The organism is Leptospira kmetyi serovar Malaysia str. Bejo-Iso9, from assembly GCF_000243735.2.
Classification (GTDB): domain Bacteria; phylum Spirochaetota; class Leptospiria; order Leptospirales; family Leptospiraceae; genus Leptospira; species Leptospira kmetyi.
In genome coordinates, this window is the sequence record NZ_AHMP02000003.1 from 3,689,258 (window position 1) to 3,707,962 (window position 18,705).

At 43.1% G+C, this 18,705-nt stretch carries 20 protein-coding genes and 1 pseudogene; 14 read left to right on the forward strand and 7 right to left on the reverse strand.

Annotation, left to right across the window (positions count from 1 at the left end):
- Nucleotides 1-19: 19 nt before the first annotated feature.
- Complete coding sequence (locus LEP1GSC052_RS19705; RefSeq protein WP_010575951.1) at nt 20-880, reverse strand: acyl-CoA thioesterase; 861 nt, start codon at nt 878-880, stop codon at nt 20-22.
- 183 nt (nt 881-1,063) lie between these two features.
- On the opposite strand from LEP1GSC052_RS19705, the gene LEP1GSC052_RS19710 reads away from it, so the two are divergent.
- From LEP1GSC052_RS19710 to LEP1GSC052_RS19725, 4 genes and pseudogenes are all read left to right on the forward strand, one after another.
- Nucleotides 1,064-1,678, forward strand: a complete 615-nt coding sequence (locus LEP1GSC052_RS19710; protein WP_010575950.1) for a TetR/AcrR family transcriptional regulator — start codon at nt 1,064-1,066, stop codon at nt 1,676-1,678.
- Nucleotides 1,679-1,890: 212 nt separating this feature from the next.
- Nucleotides 1,891-2,286, forward strand: a complete 396-nt coding sequence (gene msrB, locus LEP1GSC052_RS19715; RefSeq protein WP_010575949.1) for a peptide-methionine (R)-S-oxide reductase MsrB — start codon at nt 1,891-1,893, stop codon at nt 2,284-2,286.
- A 142-nt stretch (nt 2,287-2,428) separates the two neighbouring features.
- Nucleotides 2,429-3,184: pseudogene (locus tag LEP1GSC052_RS19720) on the forward strand (esterase/lipase family protein); the annotation flags it as partial.
- 934 nt (nt 3,185-4,118) lie between these two features.
- A complete protein-coding gene (locus tag LEP1GSC052_RS19725) occupies nt 4,119-5,045 on the forward strand; it encodes an LIC10906 family membrane protein (protein ID WP_020985723.1) in 927 nt (308 codons plus the stop codon).
- Here the strand turns inward: LEP1GSC052_RS19725 and LEP1GSC052_RS19730 are convergent.
- Nucleotides 5,037-5,444 carry a helix-turn-helix domain-containing protein gene (locus LEP1GSC052_RS19730; RefSeq protein ID WP_010575946.1) on the reverse strand — a complete coding sequence of 136 codons (408 nt, stop codon included), beginning with the start codon at nt 5,442-5,444 and terminating at the stop codon, nt 5,037-5,039. The genes LEP1GSC052_RS19725 and LEP1GSC052_RS19730 overlap by 9 nt on opposite strands.
- Nucleotides 5,445-5,882: 438 nt before the next feature.
- Here LEP1GSC052_RS19730 and LEP1GSC052_RS21125 point away from each other — a divergent pair, with 438 nt between their 5' ends.
- Entirely contained in the window at nt 5,883-6,323 is a 441-nt protein-coding gene (locus tag LEP1GSC052_RS21125; RefSeq protein WP_240631112.1) for a putative Ig domain-containing protein, read from the forward strand.
- 293 nt (nt 6,324-6,616) lie between these two features.
- Here LEP1GSC052_RS21125 and LEP1GSC052_RS19740 read toward each other — a convergent pair whose 3' ends face one another.
- Nucleotides 6,617-6,877 carry an RNA recognition motif domain-containing protein gene (locus tag LEP1GSC052_RS19740; protein ID WP_010575944.1) on the reverse strand — a complete coding sequence of 87 codons (261 nt, stop codon included), beginning with the start codon at nt 6,875-6,877 and terminating at the stop codon, nt 6,617-6,619.
- A gap of 306 nt (nt 6,878-7,183) precedes the next feature.
- Between LEP1GSC052_RS19740 and LEP1GSC052_RS19745 the strand changes: the two genes are divergently transcribed.
- On the forward strand, nt 7,184-7,738 hold the full coding sequence (locus LEP1GSC052_RS19745) for a GNAT family N-acetyltransferase (protein WP_040913760.1): 555 nt from the start codon (nt 7,184-7,186) through the stop codon (nt 7,736-7,738).
- A gap of 154 nt (nt 7,739-7,892) precedes the next feature.
- Nucleotides 7,893-8,993, forward strand: a complete 1,101-nt coding sequence (locus LEP1GSC052_RS19750; protein WP_010575942.1) for a fatty acid desaturase — start codon at nt 7,893-7,895, stop codon at nt 8,991-8,993.
- A 124-nt stretch (nt 8,994-9,117) separates the two neighbouring features.
- Here the strand turns inward: LEP1GSC052_RS19750 and LEP1GSC052_RS19755 are convergent, their stop codons facing one another.
- Nucleotides 9,118-9,570, reverse strand: coding sequence for a DUF1801 domain-containing protein (locus LEP1GSC052_RS19755; protein WP_020985824.1), 453 nt, complete (start codon nt 9,568-9,570; stop codon nt 9,118-9,120).
- Nucleotides 9,571-9,749: 179 nt separating this feature from the next.
- Complete coding sequence (locus tag LEP1GSC052_RS19760; RefSeq protein WP_010575940.1) at nt 9,750-10,343, reverse strand: TetR/AcrR family transcriptional regulator; 594 nt, start codon at nt 10,341-10,343, stop codon at nt 9,750-9,752.
- Between the two features lie 106 nt (nt 10,344-10,449).
- Between LEP1GSC052_RS19760 and LEP1GSC052_RS19765 the strand changes: the two genes are divergently transcribed.
- The 3 genes from LEP1GSC052_RS19765 (at nt 10,450) to LEP1GSC052_RS19775 (ending at nt 13,190) form a co-directional block, all read left to right on the forward strand.
- Nucleotides 10,450-10,887, forward strand: a complete 438-nt coding sequence (locus LEP1GSC052_RS19765) for an acyl-CoA thioesterase (RefSeq protein ID WP_010575939.1) — start codon at nt 10,450-10,452, stop codon at nt 10,885-10,887.
- A 185-nt stretch (nt 10,888-11,072) separates the two neighbouring features.
- Nucleotides 11,073-12,218 carry an epoxide hydrolase family protein gene (locus LEP1GSC052_RS19770; RefSeq protein WP_010575938.1) on the forward strand — a complete coding sequence of 382 codons (1,146 nt, stop codon included), beginning with the start codon at nt 11,073-11,075 and terminating at the stop codon, nt 12,216-12,218.
- Nucleotides 12,219-12,365: 147 nt separating this feature from the next.
- Entirely contained in the window at nt 12,366-13,190 is an 825-nt protein-coding gene (locus tag LEP1GSC052_RS19775; protein WP_244265289.1) for an LIC13305 family lipoprotein, read from the forward strand.
- A gap of 6 nt (nt 13,191-13,196) precedes the next feature.
- On the opposite strand, the gene LEP1GSC052_RS19780 is transcribed toward LEP1GSC052_RS19775, so the two are convergent.
- The gene (locus LEP1GSC052_RS19780; RefSeq protein WP_010575936.1) at nt 13,197-14,072 is read right to left on the reverse strand and encodes a LysR family transcriptional regulator; all 876 of its coding nucleotides are present in this window, start codon (nt 14,070-14,072) and stop codon (nt 13,197-13,199) included.
- A gap of 98 nt (nt 14,073-14,170) precedes the next feature.
- Here LEP1GSC052_RS19780 and leuC point away from each other — a divergent pair, with 98 nt between their 5' ends.
- The 4 genes from leuC (at nt 14,171) to LEP1GSC052_RS19800 (ending at nt 18,378) form a co-directional block, all read left to right on the forward strand.
- Complete coding sequence (leuC, locus tag LEP1GSC052_RS19785; RefSeq protein ID WP_010575935.1) at nt 14,171-15,583, forward strand: 3-isopropylmalate dehydratase large subunit; 1,413 nt, start codon at nt 14,171-14,173, stop codon at nt 15,581-15,583.
- On the forward strand, nt 15,580-16,170 hold the full coding sequence (gene leuD / locus LEP1GSC052_RS19790; protein ID WP_020985624.1) for a 3-isopropylmalate dehydratase small subunit: 591 nt from the start codon (nt 15,580-15,582) through the stop codon (nt 16,168-16,170). The genes leuC and leuD overlap by 4 nt, the downstream gene beginning before the upstream one ends.
- A gap of 203 nt (nt 16,171-16,373) precedes the next feature.
- The gene (gene lpxD / locus LEP1GSC052_RS19795; protein WP_020986493.1) at nt 16,374-17,387 is read left to right on the forward strand and encodes a UDP-3-O-(3-hydroxymyristoyl)glucosamine N-acyltransferase; all 1,014 of its coding nucleotides are present in this window, start codon (nt 16,374-16,376) and stop codon (nt 17,385-17,387) included.
- Between the two features lie 82 nt (nt 17,388-17,469).
- Nucleotides 17,470-18,378, forward strand: a complete 909-nt coding sequence (locus LEP1GSC052_RS19800; RefSeq protein WP_040913765.1) for a DMT family transporter — start codon at nt 17,470-17,472, stop codon at nt 18,376-18,378.
- Between the two features lie 102 nt (nt 18,379-18,480).
- Here the strand turns inward: LEP1GSC052_RS19800 and LEP1GSC052_RS19805 are convergent, their stop codons facing one another.
- Entirely contained in the window at nt 18,481-18,702 is a 222-nt protein-coding gene (locus LEP1GSC052_RS19805; protein WP_010575931.1) for a hypothetical protein, read from the reverse strand.
- Nucleotides 18,703-18,705: the final 3 nt, after the last annotated feature.

Sequence of the window (18,705 nt, forward strand, 5' to 3'; positions counted from 1 at the left end):
TTAAATATCAATCCTAGATTCACTTTTGAGAATATTCAAAATTCTCAACATAATCGCCTACGAGTCTTTGAAACTCTTCGGGCGCCTTTTTCGGACGGGCTTTGGTCAGCGAAACCACAAGCTGTTCGTCCTGAACCGCGAAATATCTCAGACCGGTTTCGACGTCCGTAACCTCGTGTCTCATGTAACTTCGGATCTTTTCAAAAGAATGGATCCAAGTGCTTACTTTGATTTTTCTTCCCGCAGGAACGGGATGAAAAAACCGGAACACGCCGCCCATAAAAAACATCGTGGTATCCATTTCCACGAATCGATCGAGTGTAAGACCCGTTTCGGTGGAAAAAAACCATCTCGAGTCCTCTACGATTCTCCAGAGATAAGCCGGGTTGTATTCGCCGAAAATGTTTCTCTCGCTGTAGAGAGTGATCATTTCCGTATCCACGGTTTTGCAGGTTCCTCTAAAATCGGGGATCTGCTGAAACTGATCGAATCCGGTAATCTCCGTTTTTTCAAAAGGAAGAAGGTCGATCGGACTTCCGCCTTTTTCGGAAAACGTAAGAGTTTTGATCTCCGCCGCGGGTGTTCCCGTATCCGATAAAACTTTTTGATCCCAAAAAATCTTACCGTCTTTTAAGGGGAACGCCTTGGTTTCCGTTCTCAGATTGGCGCCTTCCATCTGTTGAGCCAGAAAGCGGATCTGAGATTCCAAAGGATGAATCGCAATCCCTTGTGACAGAATTTCCCTGAGCGAAAAACCGTTCTTTTCCAGGGCCCGAAACCTGCCTTCAAGACAGAAATTTTCGTAAGTCCGGCTCGTTACGTGTCTCTGAGTGTCCAGATCGGATATCCGAGTCACGAGTTGAATTTCATCCGCGATCATATCGGCCCTCCACACTGCTTAGGAGATTCTGACCCTAGTTTAGACCGAGCTGAAATTAGATCAAACAAAAAAATACAGAACGTTCGTTCTGTTTTTTTATTTCGAACTTTCAAAGTCATTGACAGAACTTTTTTCCGGTTGGAAAATGAACCTCGTAGGTTACGGAATAAACGACGTTCAATCATGAAAACTCAACCGCGTAAAAAGAAAGAATCTGGAATCGGCGTTCGGGAAAGAATTTTAGATACGGCTACTTCCCTTTTTTACAAACAGGGTTTTTCGAATACCGGAATGAGACAGATCATTCAGGAATCCAATTCCGTTGCAGCCAGTCTTTACGATCATTATCCTTCCAAAAAAGAATTGGGTCTCGCGTATCTCGCGCGTCAGGAAGAAAAAACTCTCAGTGATCTTCAGGGATTGATGGATCGTTATCTGGATCTCGGAGAATTCTTAAGAGCTTGGGTGATTCTCAAAGAAAAACAAATCCGTCACGGAGAATTCGTGGGTTGTCCCTTTGCGGGTTTTGCGAGCCAGGTTATGGATTCTGATCCGGAATATACCGAATTCCTAAAAGACATCGTTGCCAAATGGACTCGGATGATCAGCGATTATCTTCAGAAGGCGATCGGCTCCGGTCAGCTCAAAAGAAACATGGACATTCAATACGTTGCGAGAAGAATGCTCATGGCCTATCACGGTTCCGTAACGATGTGGAGAATGACTCAGGAACTTCGTTACATACGGGAAATGGAAGATTCTCTTCGGGAAACCGTCGAAGAATATAGAATTCTCTAAAAGTTTTCCGTTTTCAAGGCCGCTTTGCAAAGAATGTAGAATGTAGAATTTCGAATCCATTCTTTTTGCGTAACCAGTCCAACTTTCAAAACGAATCATCCGATATGACAAACAGGATTTTACTCGCTCTCTCGCTCACGGTCGGGTTGTTATTCTACGGTTGTGCGGATACGAACGGCGATCCGAACAAATCGAACCAAAAAGGAGGAAAGATGAATTACGAAGTCAATAAGTCCGAAGAAGAATGGAAAAAAGAACTCACACCGGAACAATATAAGATTTTAAGACAGAAGGGAACCGAAATGGCTTTTACCGGCGCCCTTTATAAAAACCACGAAAAAGGAACTTACGTTTGTGCGGCTTGCGGCGCGGTTCTATTCTCCTCCGAAACCAAATACGAATCCGGTTCCGGTTGGCCTTCGTTTTATCAACCCGCGAAAGAAGGTTCGATCGAAGAAGAAAGAGATTCCAGTCACGGAATGGTAAGAACCGAAGTGCTCTGCGCGAAATGCGGAGGACATTTGGGTCACGTATTTCCGGACGGACCGAGACCGACCGGGTTGCGTTATTGCATCAATTCCGCTTCCTTAAAGTTTAAGAAAGAATAGATTCTCATCCTTATAAAATTTCCGGGAACGTTTTCGTTACGATCGTAATGTCCCGGAAAAATTCTTCCCTTCGTTTTTTGATTTTCAAGTAGTTGCTCGAAGAAAATAATACCTAAAACCGGAATCCACCGGGAGCAACTTCATGAATGATCATCTCGCCTATGTATCCGACAATCGTTCCGTTCGAAACCCTTTCCTACAGATTCTTATGGAAAAGTGGTATACGATTCTTTATATCTGGCACGCGATCATCGGAATTTTCACGCAACTCGAAGATTCTCCCGAAGGTGATAAACGTCCCGTCGTTTTGGTTTCGGGATTTTTAGGAAGAACTCTTTCCTGGGAACCGATGCTCAAACATCTTTCCGCTAACGGTCATCCCGTTTACGTGATTCCGCTCGGATTTCAAGTCGGGAATATCCGAACCAAAAGCAAAATCCTCGAAAACTTTCTGATCGAAAAGAACATTAAGGACTGTTACATCGTAGGTCATTCGATGGGCGGTTTGATTTCCGCAGGTCTTACCTACAAAGGAAGAGATCGCGTTAAGAAAATTTTCATCGCGGGAACTCCCGTGCGCGGAACGGTTCTCGCATACTTCGCGCCGTTTTTTATCTGTTGTTGGCAGATGATGCCAAACTCGAAATTCATCCGAGAAGTCGGAGAGGTTTTCGAGAAGTTGCCTAACGTGCAATCCGTTTTCACACAGAAGGATCAGATCATTCTTCCTTCTGAGAATTCCCGTCTGGGTCATTTCGACGACGTGGAGCTTCCCGAAGCGGGACATTTGAATTTGTTTATGGGTCCTCTCGGAATCGAATGTCTTTTCGATTTGATTACCGCTGAGGAGAATAAGGATCCGAAACCGATTATTAGAAAAGTAGAATCTTCTAAACAAGAAAGTGGTTCGACGAAACAAGGTTTAGCTAATCGTCCGCAAAGCGGTGTTTCCAAGTCCGTCTCATCCAAAACGGCAAAACACACTTCAGCTAAGAAGCAGGCGCAAGTCAAGAAAGCGGCTTCTTCCGCTAAGTCAAAACCTGTCGCTAAGAAAAAAACGACGCCTGTAAAGAAAAAGAAGAGATAAAAGTATATTATCCTTTGGAAAAATGAATCCGTAAGATCGTAATTACGATCCATGTTTTCTTTAGGGTTGCTTTGCTTTTTATGAATGGCGTTTGCTTTACCGAGCGAGCGCCCTCAGTTCCTATTTGTTTCAATATTCAAGATAAAGAGATAATTTGGATCTTCTTGCATCTATGTCTTGATTTAAATATAAAATGAATCTATAAGACTATTGTTTACTGCCGACACTCATAGTCTTAAAAAATATTTCTTCTTGAAAAGTTCGAACCTTGCACTTTGAACGGGTCAACATAAGAGTTCTCAATTTTCTAAAAATTTCGAAACGGCTATACGTTGAGAAATACCCAAGTCTAAGCCACAGAGTTATCAGTTCTTGATGCATCCCTGAGATTTATAGAAGTCTTATTTAACTTATAAATTACTACAGGGCATAATGGGAGAATTCGGGCTAAATTCTTTCTTCTATATTTAAACTAAACATAATATTTGATTTTGATCTCAAAGCTTTCTGAATTCTAACTCTAAAGAATGTTTTTAATTTTATATATAAACTTATTAAATAGAAAATTCATTTTTATATGCAGAAAAACAAAATATCTTATCAATCAAAAAGAAATGAACTTCGCAAAAATAATTTTTTTATTAGATTAAGAATATAAATTAATTCATATATATATTAATGCGAAATTCGGGCTAATAAGAAAAAAAGTTGATTAAAACGGCTTTTAAAGAATAAAACAATATTCATGTTGTATTTTTCGTTTCATCAGGTTCTTTTTCTAAACTTTAGCGCAGGAATATTCTCTATTATATTAGGACTTTATGTATTTTATCCAAAGCCAAGACGACCCGTTCAGATTCATTTTGGTTTGCTTGGAGCTTGTTTAGGATTTTGGTTTTTATCGTTTATAGTTCGAGATTTATGTCCTTACGAGTACGTAAAGCTTGTTGTTAATTTAGGGGTTGCAGTGAGCGTCCCAGTCCCATTCTTTATTTTTTTGATTTCGGATTCTTATCGACGAAGAACGTATAAACCGAACCCGTATATTTTTTATCCGCACTTTGCATTGATTGCGTATTTATTTTTAGAATGTGCCTTTATTCGAGTTTTTACGATAACTTCAAGACAGGAAGAGTATGTTCAAATCAGCTTTAATTGGATATATCCCGCAATCCTACTTTATGCTTTAATAATATTTCTCTTCGCGATCGGTAAATATGGAATTAAAACCTGGAAGACACGAGGAAAAACTCGTGTGGCCTCCGCTTTGATGGTTTTTGGTTTAGTTTCTCCATTGATATGGTTAAGCTGGTTTTTAACTCAAAATCCACTTGCAAAGGGATTATTTTCGAGAGGTCAAGCGGCGATTTGTTGCATCACGGGGATGTTAATCTGGGCGATCGCGATTCTAAATTGTAACGCATTCCGAATTCCGGCCTTTAGTCTTATCGAACCGAGATTACCAACGTTTCATAGATTGACTCGACCATTCTTTAATTTTATGACGAGAATGATCGATTTAAAATACTATCGACAGCAAGAGCTGACTCGAAAGGAGAAAATTGTGATGAAAATGATGATTCACAATAACGAACTTTGTAAAAACGAAAGTCTATCCGCCATTGATCGGGCTTTGATCTTAGCTCAGACTTACGGAAATTATTTACGGTAATGTGTTTTCTTTCGAATCTTCTTTTGCGAGACTAAGAATGAGTTTGTTTGCGATTTCAAAGTCCTTTTTGGGTAAGGCCGCCAAGACCTCGACCAGATCTTTTAACTTCTTATTGGATCTAATTTTGCGAAGGAGATTCGATTCGGCATCGATGTCGGCTATTTTTTCACGATAGCCTTGATAAGATATTTTACTGGGTAAGTCACCGGTCAGAATCCATTCCCTTCTGTAACCGTGAACCATTTCAATGGTTATTGCGGCATCTTCAGGAATTGGAAATCTTCCACTCATCCAACCGCTGATGGTTTGCTTAGATTTGCCAATTGTCTCCCCAAATTCCTTTTGATTGCCTTTGAAATCAGAGAGTATTGTTTTTAATCGATCTTTTTGTTCTTTCAAAATGAGTCCGATAATAATACTTTTTTGGTTGACAATAGTATTAAAATAATACCAGTGTGTTATTGGAAAAGCATTAGTTGATCTAAAGACTGGAAAGGGTCCGTCAAAAATCAACTCAAAAGATATGTGTTAAAAGGACAATTCAGCTGGCTGCACGATATAAAAATGAACTGCAGTCTATTTTGTTTCGGTGGGAATTCTAAGAAAAATTCATTAGAAGAATCTAGATCCGTTTATCGGATTTGATTCAACCAAAACGCTATCTTACGCTTTTAAACTTTTTTAAAGGAAAAATAAATGAAAATAAGACAACTTATTTTGCTCACTTCGCTTTTTCTATTTGTATCCTGTGATGATGGTAAGGATAAAAAGGAAGATACTAATATGCTAATATTAGGACTTGCCCAAGCGTCATCTATCTGTCCTTCGGATATCAAGATGGTCATTTCCACTTCTTTCGCAAGCGGACAAGTAGGAACTCCAATTAATTCTTTTGGATTGAAATTCTCGTCTGCTTCAACCTCGGAGTCGGCAATCTTAAATAATCCAAATTGCAAATTTAGCAATTATACTGTTAGTTCAAATTTACCGGCCGGGCTCAGTTTAAACCCGTCTACGGGTCAAATCACTGGTACTCCAACGGTTCAGGGCGGCCCATACTCGATTTCTTTCACTGCGACATTGACGACGGGAAATGGAACCTCATCGACTTTGACTGGAACTACATCATTGACAATATACGCGGCCGGTTCTTTAACTTGTAGTTTCGTCGGCGCAGCGGGAGGATGTGGGGGAGTAAACGGATATTCCTGTACTAATTCTGCATTGTGCTACTCTAGTCTCTCTACTTGCAAGGCGGCTTCTGCTTGCGGATATTAATTATAGAATATTAGGAAAGCTATATTAGATTCATAGCTCAAATTGATCGTGTGTATTGGCCCGGCTCATTACGTTAGAATGGTCGGGCGTTCTTTTAATGGGGCGATTCCAATGCATCAAAACCTTATTATTGATATACGAGAAAATGAAATTCTTACGTTAAAGCAATCCATGAAGTTTAAAACTTTTGCGATCCCCCGAACCCATAAAAAAACCGCCCGAAGATTTCTCTCCAAGGCGGTTGAACGAAAGAAAGAATTCTTTCTAAGATAATAATTTCGTAAATTACTAAATTAGAATCTTTCGCCTTTCGGTTTAGCAACGTTTACTTTCAGGTTGCGAGTAAGAACGTTTTTTCCGTCCAGATCTTTGATCGCTTTGTCCGCTTCATCCTTGTTCGGCATTTCGACAAAGCCGAAACCTTTGGATTTTCCGGAATACTGATCGGTGATGATTTTAACGGAGTTCACGGTTCCGTGTACTCTGAAAAGATCACCTAACGTGCCTTCGTTGAGATCGTAAGAGAGATTTCCTACATAAATATTAACTGACATATTTTCCTCGTGTCGTTATGAATTAGATCAAGTTATCTTGATTTAAAAACAGCGTTTCCCAGCGACGGGAAGTAGAAAAATTTTAGAGATGCAGGACTTAGAAAGAAGAGCAAACTTTAAGATAGGACTACGTTTTAGAAGTTAGAAAATCGATTGAATAACTGGAATTCTTTGTCCATACTATCGGCTGAATTTTCTTTGGCAATACTTAATTTCTTTCTATTCCAATTCGAAAAAACGATTTTCCCGTTTGTTAGAACGAAAAGCGAGTTCGGACTAACTTCGATTTCGTTCAAGGACCGAAAGATGATTCTGGAAACCGAGCGGTTGATCTTAAGAGAATGGAGGAACGAGGATTTGGAGCCGTTCTATCGAATGAGTTCCGATCCGATCGTAATGGAATACTTTCCATCACTCTTAACCAAGGACGATTCCGAAAAATTCATAGAAAAAGTCCGATCTCATTTTGAAAATTTCGGTTACGGTCTTTGGGTTTTGGAATCCAAGTCCGGGGGAGAATGGATCGGCTTTACCGGATTTATGAATGTTTCGTTCCAAGCCGCGTTTACTCCGGCGGTCGAAATCGGCTGGAGGCTCGCTTCTCCGTTTTGGGATCGGGGTTACGCGAGCGAGGCCGCGTCGGTTTGTCTTTGTTACGGTTTCGAGGAATTGGGATTCTCGAAAATCGTTTCGTTTACTTCCGTTTTAAACACGCGTTCCCAGTCCGTTATGAAAAGAATCGGTTTGAAAGAAGCGGGTTCTTTTTCTCATCCGAATCTTCCATCGGGACATATTCTTTCCAAACACGTTTTGTATCGGATTTCCGAACCGGAATGGAAAGAATTTCGTTCCAGATTCTGAATTTTGACCTTCGGTCCAGTCTTTTCAAAAATCAAAAATGTAGGAACTCCCACAAATTGTCACAAATCACCTGAATTTTTTTCTTGCCAGAATCTGAACAATTAGCGAACATCGTTCATTAATGAAGTGAACGCCGTTCGCTAAGGAGAACGTTATGGAAGTGAAAATTAAAAACAACCCTGCGCCGAAGGAAACCCTTGGCTCGGTTCGGGAAACCCTGTCGGATGAAACTTTTGCAAATCCGGCCTATAAGGGGATCGGTTACTTTTTGAGAGATCTGTTTTTTTTCGGAGTGGTCATCACGCTCCTTTGGAACGTGGACAGCTGGTACATTCTTCCTTTTTTATGGTTTTTTGCGGGAATGACGATCGCGGCCTTGTTTGTGGTCGGTCACGACTGCGCGCACGAAGCATTGTTCAAAAGTAAATTTCTCCAGTATTGGATCGGACAAATCGCAATGCTTCCTTCCTTACACGCGTTCAATCAGTGGGCGTACGGACACAACAGAATCCACCACGGACATACGATCAAAAGACAAGGCGATTTCGTATGGCATCCGGCGACAGCGGAAGAATATGCTAAATTTGGAATATTCAAAAAATTGATGCATAGATTCTTCTGGTCGGCTTGGGGTGGCGGCTTTTATTATATGGTCGAGGTTTGGTTGAAAGGAATGGTCCTTTTCACCGCTCCAATGAAGGAAGCGGGAAGGGACAAGTGGATTATGATTTCTTTCGCGTTGGCTTCCTCCGGTTTGGTTTTTTACTTCGGCGGTTCCGCAAACGGAGTTTTCGACGCGGGCGCGGGCTTATGGATGTTTACGAAGGTTTGTTTGGTTCCTTTTATCGCTTGGAATTACTTTATGGGAATCACGGTTTACGTTCATCATATCCATTCCGAAATCCCTTGGAAAACCAAGGAAGAATGGACTCCTTATTACGGACAGATGAAAGGAACCATCAACTACCATATCAATCCCGTTATGAACTTCTTCTTTCACAATATTTTCATTCATATGCCGCATCACGTTCATATGAAAATTCCGTTCTACAATCTGAAACGCGCATTGAACGAAATCAAAGCCGTTTACGGCGAACACGTTTTGGAAAGGGATACGATTTTCGGAGATTATTTTAAATCGACTTCCCGTTGTAAGGTGATCGATTCCGAAACCGGAAAATGGATGACCTACCGCGAAGCGAGAAACGTGGAAACGGATACGGACGATGAAGAATTGGAGATCATTCCCGCGTAACGTAACGCGTAAGAATTTTCTATCTCAGAATTTTCGAAACGAAGAACGTATCTTTAGAATCGAAACATTTTCGGAGCGAAAGGATCGCGTTGCGCTTGCGCGCGTTCTTTCGTTTCGGAGGATTCTACTTCTTTTTTCTTTTATCCAGATGATAGGTAAGCGCGAGAGAGATACAAACGCCGAGTTCTTTTTTAGGAAGAGGATCTTTTACGTTTAAACGAATCGCACGATCTCCTTCGAAGTCGAATCGTTTCGGAAAAAGTTCTCGAAAGGTGGAAACCAAGTTCGTCTGACAATGGAAGTAGATCGCGTATCGATCGTCTTGCGCGGGGAGTTTGTCGATTCGGATCGTACTTCCGCTTTTTGTGGTCGGAGTCAGATAACTCGGTTGCCCCCACTTTAAGGTTTCTTCCAAATTTCCCACACCGTCGATCGAACCTGCGGTTTCAAAAATCAATTCTCGAAGAGCCAATAATTTTTCACGGACCGCATTCGGATATTCCTTAAAAACTTCGGCGACCTTCGGGTTTTGAAAACGCGAAGAGATCGTATTTGCTTTTTGTTTTTTTACGGGCATGGAAGAATTCGCTCTTGGATAAAAAATTATTTCCTTATTATTCCACAGCAAGTCGTTTTTGAGAAACGTCTTTTTCGCTTTTACGGGATTCTTACCGAGCTACGCAAAAGATGTCATATATTCGAAAACGGATTTGATTCTTCTTACGAAAGGAAGTTTAGAAAAATTGAATGTGATCTTCAGATCGCTTCTTCCAGTTTCAGAAGTTCCGTTTCCAAGCGGTCGATGAACTTCTTATTCCCGGTGGCTCCGTAGAGTTGCATCGCGCCTTGGTATAAAAACAAAGCCTTTTCGGAAAATTCAAGAGCTGTTTTGGAATTGAGGGACTTTTTCTTTTTCCAAATCGGACGGGAAAAATACATCGTAAAACTTCGGTTCCAACGATCGATGGATTCCAAAATTCTTTCTCTGAGCTCGGGTTCGTGACGCGTTTGCACCGCAAAGTTCGCGAGAGGACAACCGAAACGATACGTCGTTCGGAGCCTCCTTTGGATAAACTTAATCCACGCCTCGACAAAGTCCTGATATTGGTCGTATTTATTCATCATGATTTCGGCTAAGCCGATGATCTGATTTTCCTGAAAGGTAAGATAACTAATCCCGAGATCCTTCTTGGAAGGAAAATAACGATATAGACTTTTTTTAAACGCTTCCGCTTCGCTTAGAATTTCGTTGATCCCCGTGTCCGAATAACCTTTTTCATAAAAAAGTCTTACGGTCGCTTTGAGAATTCTTTCCTTTGCGGGATCTTGCTTGAGAGTCGCCTGTTTCATGGATTTTCGGACCGTAATAACCGAAGCGTAAAAAGGTAGACAAAATTGTCTACCTTTTTGTAGGATTCCAAAAGGTAGACAGACTGTTCTACCATAGGAGAAGATCATGGAAACTCTTGAAAAGAAACAGGAAGTTCAAAAGGAAATTAAGTTATTTTCTCATACGCTCAAAGTGCGCTGGACGGATCAGGACGAGAACGGTCACGTAAACAACGGCGTTTATCAGAGTTACTTTCACGAAGCGAGAGTGGCCGCTTTCGACGAAACCGGTTTGAGTTTGAGCGAACTCAGACAAAGAAACATCGGTCCCGTAATTTTAAAGGCCGAACTCGAGTATAAACTCGAATTAAAATATCCCGATACGGCTCGCATCACCACTCGTTTCGAAGCGCAAAAAGGAAGTAGGGTTTTAACGATTCAGGATCTTTTTCGCGTGTCGGACGGAGCGCTGGTTTGTTCCGCTAAGTTCCACGGTTTGTTTATGGATCTCAAAAAAATGCGTCCCTATAAGGTCTCGGACGAGGAGGCGGCGCGATTGGCCTAAACGATCCGATCGATTGTTTGACTCCGGATTTATAGTTTGACTTTGTCGAGAATTTCCCGAAGTCAAAAAAGTATTGATGCCGAAGAAGATTCTTCCGTATAATTTAAAAAAGAATAGGACGTTAGGCGAAATCTATTGATGGACTTTCGCAAATCGTCTTTCGTCCGTGTTCGGAGGTATCAATCTTGGGCAAAAAGAATTCCGTTTCCGAATTCACGGTTCATATTCCGGACGAGGAGATCGAAGACCTTAAGGATCGGTTAAAACGAACACGATGGGTTACGTCGATCGAAACATCAAACTGGGCCGATGGAACCGATTCGGATTATCTTCGCGATCTGATGCGATATTGGGCGACCGACTACGATTGGCGTTCCCGTGAGAAACAAATCAACAAACTCGATCACTATATCGCCGAGATCGAAGACACAAAAATTCATTTTATTCATACGAAAGGAAAAGGAAAAAATCCGATTCCTCTTTTATTGATGCAGGGATGGCCGAGCAGTTTTATCCAGATGTCGGATATCATTCCGCTTCTTACCGAATTTCAAAACGATTCCATTCTTACCTTTGACGTTGTGGCCGTTTCTTTACCCGGTTATTTATTTTCGGAGATTCCAACGCGACACGGAATGAGTTTTACGCGGATCGCGGACTTGGTTCACAAGTTGATGACGGAAGAATTGGGTTATGCGCGATACGCTGCGCGAGGTTCCGATCAAGGGGCTCTTGTGCAACAACAGTTGGGACTCAAATATCCGAATCAGATTCTCGGTTTACATCGTACCGGAATTACTCCGTTCTTGTTTCCTTTGCCGAACGATCTTTCCGAAGAGGAAGTGGAATATCAACAAAAGGTCGCTTCTTGGGCTAAATTAGAAACTTCTTATGCAAGTTTGCAAGGACTTCGTCCCGAAACCTTAACGCCCGCGCTTGCGGATTCTCCCGTCGGTTTAGCAAGTTGGATCATTGAAAAGTTTCAAAGATGGGGAGATTGCAACGGCGATCTCGACAAACATTTCGGAAGAGATAAGTTATTGGACAATCTTTCTTTGCATTGGTTCGGAGGCGCGGGCGCCGCTTCGATTCGTTTGTATCGGGAAGTGGGTCGCAATCCCGGCCTGAGCGGAAAGGTAAACCTGCCGACCGCGATCATTATGCCCTTGCGCGACGGGATCACGGTTCCCGCTCCTCGCAGATGGGCGGAGCGTTTTTACGATGTTAGGCGATGGACCGTTATGGAGCGAGGAGGGCATTTTTCGGAATGGGAAATTCCTCAAGAAGTCGCCGAAGACGTTCGGGATTTTTTCACTTCGATCAAAGTGTAGTTTTTGTTAAACGACTGCGTGTCAAAAATTTTTAACAAAACAAAGGTTTGATTTAAACCTATGGTTCCAATCTATGATCGGTCAAATTATCAACTGAGACAAATTGAACGACCTTGACTTGTATTCTCTTGTATGCTCAAGGTTTTGATGATTGTATCTTTCTCCGTTGCCGCGTTGATTACGGGCTGTTCTTCCAAAAAGGAAAAAGATGATTCTTCCTTTTTTCTATTATCCTTGCTGTTTCAGCAGGATCGTGCGGAAAACTATGACCGGGAGGTCGAGATCGTTACCCACGCTGTGCCGCCTACAATTCCGAATAGTTCGTATTCTTTCGATTTAAGTTATACCGATCAGGATTTGGAATATTACAAATCTCTTTTGCGTGCACAAATTGCGAAATATCCGAGAGGATATTGGATCAAAGGAAGAGCGGAAAAAATCTTTCTCGTTAAATACATTCTTTCTCCAAGCGGAGGAGCCAAAGGCCTTTCCAATGCTATGAATCAGAACTCGATCATCTTATCGGTTGGAGAATCGCTTCCCGGTTGCAATTGCGACGATCAGTTGATCTCCACGATTCATCACGAACTTACGCATAACGTGGATTTTGCGCGATTGGGATACAACTATTATACGCAACCGGATTGGTATTTGTTGAATCCATCGGGTTTTCAATACGGAAGTCTTTCTCCGAACGATTATCCTCAGTGGACCGACCTCATTCATCCTATTTCCGGGTTTCTGAGTTATTATTCTTCGACCAATGCGCTGGAGGATCGTGCCGTGATTGCTTCGGCTCTATTCGGAGATTCGATGTTGTATGCAAATTTGCTCAATTGGTGTCCCACGGATTTTTATCTATCACGGAAGGCGCATCAACTCGCATCCGATCTGAATCGGTTTTGGCCGTTTGAAGGTCCCGATACGTTTTGGAAAACTAGAGTTTCGGGTATTCTAAACTCTTGTAAGTGATCTAGTTTATAACCGTTTTGATTCTTGTATGATCGCGTCCGCGAGTTTCGACAAACCGGGGCGGATCGTTTTCTTATGACAAAGAAAGAATTTTCTTTCCACGATCAGTTCCGGAATCGGAATCGCCCTGAGTTTCGGAGTGAGACTGTACTCGGATAAAAAACCGATTCCAAGATCCGCTTCGATACTTTTGATCACGGACTCGACGCTTCTCAGTTCCATTCCGATCTTAGGACGAAATTCTTTTCCGAGAGAACGGATCCTTTTTTCCACTGCTTTCCGGATGGCGGACGCGGGATGAAAGAACACGAAGGATTCATCCTTGATATCCTTTAGGGTTTGTTTTTTCTTTTGAAAGATCGGATGTGTTTTCGGCGCGACCGGTAAGATCCGATCCGAAAGAAATTCTCTGGAAATCAGTCCGGGTTCGTTTACGGGTCCGGTAAGAATTCCCAGATCCACTTCGTTTAACAAAATCGATTCTTTTGTTTCCAACGAATCTCCTTCGCGCACCGAAAGTACGAGATCGGGATGATCCTTTCGGATCTTTTTTAAGATCGGAGGAAGAATCCACGCGGATACGGTTCCTCCCGCCGATATGGAAAATTCCCCGGAAAGTTCGCGGCCAGGTTCTTTCATTCCGGATCTTAATTCTTCCCAAAGTTCCTTCATTCGGATCGCGTAACTTAGAAATACTTCGCCTTCGTGCGTCAAACGCACTTGTCTAGGGCCTCTTTCGAAAAGGGAGGTTCCCAATTCCTTTTCCAAAAGAAAAATCTGACGCGAAAGTGCGGGTTGTGTGAGGCCCAATTTTCCGGCGGCCTTTTGAAACGTTCCCGCGTCCCTGATTTCGAGAAAGTATCGGATCTGTCTGAATTCCATCGGATCTAAATCTATAACTTTTAGTTATACTGTCAATCAATCCTATTTATTTGCATTATGGGATCGGATCTGCTATCTTCTTTTTATCGGGAGGAAATATGACGGGCAGAACATTATACGATAAGATTTGGGAATCCAGAGTCGTCGTGAAGGACGGAGAAGAGGACATTTTGTATGTGGATAGACATCTTCTTCACGAAGTGACTTCTCCTCAGGCGTTTACGGCTTTGAAGGAAAAGGGAAGATCGGTGCGGAAAACGGAAAGAACGCTTGCGATCATGGATCATAACGTTTCCACGAGAAATCGGGATTGGAACGGCGCGGGAGAAATTTCCAGAAAGCAGATGGAACTTCTTTCCAAAAACTGCGCGGACTTCGGCGTCGAGCTGTTGGACATCCATCATCCCGATCAGGGAGTGGTTCACGTCGTCGGACCCGAACTGGGGCTTACGTTACCCGGAACCGTGATCGCTTGCGGCGATTCTCACACTTCCACGCACGGGGCGTTCGGAGCCTTTGCGTTGGGAATCGGAACCAGCGAGATCGAACACGTTCTTGCGACTCAAACGATCCGTTTGAAAAAATCGAAAAACCTTTTGATCAAAATCGAAGGAGAACTTTCTTCGGACGTTTCCGCAAAGGACTTGTCTCTTTACTTGATCGGTAAGATCGGAACGAACGGCGGTCAAGGTTACGTGATCGAATACGCGGGCGATGTGATCCGCAAAATGTCCATGGAAGGAAGAATGACTCTTTGCAATCTTTGTATCGAAGCGGGTGCGAGAGCCGGTCTTGTCGCTCCCGATCAGACCACGTTCGATTATCTGAAGGGAAAGGATTATTCTCCGAAAGGCGAAGAGTATAATCAAAAAGTGGAATATTGGAAAACCTTAAAGTCCGACGAGGACGCGGTTTACGACAAAACGATCGTATTGAACGCGGAAGAAGTTTCTCCTATGGTCACATGGGGAACCAATCCGGGACAGGTCGTTCCGGTTTTATCCAAGGTTCCCGATCCGGATTCTTTTTCGGACGCGGAAGCGAGAGCCGCCGCGAGAAGATCCATCGAATACATGGGATTAAAACCGGGAGAAGAACTTCGTTCCGTAAAGATCGACAAGGTTTTTATCGGTTCGTGCACCAACGCTCGTATCGAAGACATCCGAAAGGCCGCCAAAACCGCGCAAGGAAGGAAGGTTTCGTCTAACGTAACCGCGATCGTCGTGCCCGGTTCGGGAAGAGTCAAACGTCAAGCGGAAGCGGAAGGTTTGGATCGGATTCTGATCGAAGCCGGCTTTGAGTGGAGATTGCCCGGATGTTCCATGTGTCTCGGAATGAACGACGATTATCTGCTTCCCGGTGAAAGATGCGCGTCCACTTCCAATCGCAACTTCGAAGGACGTCAAGGAAGAGGAGGTCGTACGCATCTGGTCAGCCCCGAAAGCGCTGTGGTCGCGGCGGTTTTGGGAAGATTCGGAACCGCAAAAGAATTGGAGGAACAAAAAGTATGAAAGCATGGACAAGCCACTCGGGAACCGCGGTTCCTTTGTATCGAAAAGACATCGATACGGATCAGATTCTTCCGAAACAATTTATGAAAAAAACGGAACGCACCGGTTTCGGAGTTCATCTGTTTCACAACTGGAGATATACGGACGAGGAAGGTAAAAAGGAAAATCCGGATTTTATTCTCAATCAAACTCGTTATAGAAGCGCGAGCGTTTTGGTCGCGGGGGAGAATTTCGGATGCGGTTCCAGTAGGGAACACGCGCCCTGGGCTCTGGCGGATTACGGGTTTAAAGCGGTGATCGCTCCTTCGTTTGCGGATATATTCTTCGGAAACTGCGCGAAGAACGGAATCGCCTTGGTCAAACTTTCCCAAAAAGAAACCGAGGAAATTCTCTCCTTCTTGAACGAAAGGGAGAATGCGGAAGTTTACATAGACTTGGACGCGTTAGTAGTCATTGCAAACGGAAAAAAATACGAGTTCGTTTTGGCGGATTCTTTAGTGAATCGGATTCGAAACGGATGGGACGACGTGGATTTGACGATGAAGCAGATTCAAAAGATCGAAAGTTTCGAAACGGTTCTCGTTTAAAACGCCGGATTAGTTTCAAAAATCCGCATATTCTTTCGGAATCGAAAGAGTATTGCGGATCGGATTCGAGCTTTAGTAAGATTCAGATTTTAAAAAAAGGTTCCATATTTAAAATACCGAACGGTGTCCGTTTCTACTTTTATGCGGAATTATAAATTAAAAACGAGTTGAGTCTCTCTTTTAGATAAGAAAAATTTGATTTCATGAAAGCCAAAGACTTAGCGAAAACACTGGGTGTAGAACTTAAGGGAAACGGCGAAACGGATGTGATCGGAGTCGGAGACATCGAAAATCATTCCAACGTTCAATCGAATCGAATTTATTATTTCGAAGCGAAGAAATATTTTAATTCCAATCCGAAAGCGAAGGAAGTGAAATTGGCGCTCACCATTCCCGCGTTAGCCGACGAGTTTCCTTCCGCGTTGATCGTTCCGGAAAATCAAGCCCGTCTTAAATTTATCGAACTTCTTTCCTTGTTTGAAAAAAAACCGAAACCGACCGCGTTCGTCTCGAGCAAAGCGAGCATTCATGAAAGCGCAAAAATCGGTAAGAACGTTACGATCATGGACTTTGTCGTGATCCAAGAGAACGTCGAGATCGGAGATAATTGTCAAATTTATCCGAACGTGGTTCTTGAAAGCGGAGTTAAGATCGGAGAAGGAACCGTATTGAAATCGGGAGTGGTCGTCGCTTACGATTGTATTCTCGGGAAACACAATCTCATCCATTCCAACACGGTGATCGGCGCGGACGGATTCGGTTTTTACGATAAAGGCGGAGTTCGTTATAAGGTTCCACAAATTGGAAACTCCGTGATCGGAGATTACGTGGAAATGGGAGCTTGTTGCACCGTGGATCGAGCTACGATCGAAACGACCACGGTTGGAAATTATACGAAGTTCGACGATCACGTTCACATCGCTCACAACTGCAGAGTGGGTAACTATGTTTATATCGCCGGAGGAACCGTTCTCGCGGGTTCGGTGACTTTGGAAGACGGAGTGATTATGGGCGGTCAAGCGGCCGTTGCGGAAGGAATTACGATGAAGAAAGGATCGATTCTGATGGGAATGTCCGGTCTTACCGAAGACAGCACGGAAAAGGTCGCGTACTTCGGAATTCCCGCAAAACCAGCGTTAGAAATGCATAGAATTCATTCTTCGATGGCAAAACTTCCCGAGCTCGTTCGGGAACATAGAAACCGCGCTAAGAATTGATCGACTCGTTTTTTCGATTCTCAAAGTAAGGGTTGAATCTGCTTTCCGATTCCAAAGATTGGTAAAAGAGGTTCAATCCTTTATGCCATCGAATGCTAGCGCAAAGTTCTACGTTCTTCTCGTAATTGCCATGATCTCTTGGGGTTTTGCCTGGCCTTCCGCAAAGCTCATCGTAGGAGATCAACATCCGAACGTAATCATCTTCTGGAGATTTTTAGCGACCGCGATTTCTCTTCTTCCCGTCGTTCTCTGGAGAAAAGAATCTCTGCGTCTTCCGAATAAAAACACCTTGTTTCAAGTCGCGATCGGCGGACTTCTTTATACGATCTACAATCAATTCTTTCTTTTGGGTTTGAAGAACGGACTCGCGGGCGCCGGAGGAGTTCTCGTGACGACGATGAATCCGATCTTTACCTATGTGCTCGTTCATTCGTTTCAGAAAAAACTTCCGTCCGCGAGGGAAGGAATCGGTCTTTTGCTCGGGCTTGTGGGCGGTTGTATTCTTCTCAGGCTTTGGGAACTCGATTTGAATTCTCTGTTCTTATCCGGAAATATTTTCTTTCTTCTTTGCGCGTTCAGCTGGGCGTTCTTGAGCATGAACAGTCACAGCACGGGACAAACGATTTCTCCTCTCGTTTACAGTTTTTACGTTTTTACGATCGGAACGATTTTGGATTTTTTTCTTGCCATTCCTTACGGAGTGGAGAATGCGTTAAACAGCGGACCTCATTTTTGGTTCCACATACTTTATCTTTCCGTAATATCCACGACCTTCGGGACGACGGTTTATTTTTTCGCTTCCACAAAACTGGGTTCTAGGGTCGCGAGTTCGTTTATCTTTTTGGTTCCCGTGACGGCGCTTTTCGGAAGTTGGATTTTTTTAGACGAGATTCCGAGTTTTACGACCACCGTCGGCGGAACCTTTGCCGTACTGGCGGTTTTTCTTTTAAACCGAACTAAGAACGGAGAGGATCAAAAGGAAAAACATTAAGGATTTGGAATGTGATTTCGTTTCCGATCGAAACGGATCTTGAAAAGAATCGAAAGAAAGTAAAAATCCGTTTTCGATTCGGGATTCGATTTTTTCCTTCGTTCAGCCCCAGCGACTTTGATAATAATGAGTTCCGCTCGGGGCGATTTCAAAACCTTCGGGATGTTCCACGACCAGACTGGATTCTTTTAAGTCTTCCAAATGCGGTCTTAACTGAAACGCGGATTTTGCGGTATTGATCTCCAAGTCTTCCATCGTGGTCATTCTTCCGGATTGGGAAGCGTGATAGATGTCCTGAAAGATTTGAGTGGAAAGTGAATTCATAGG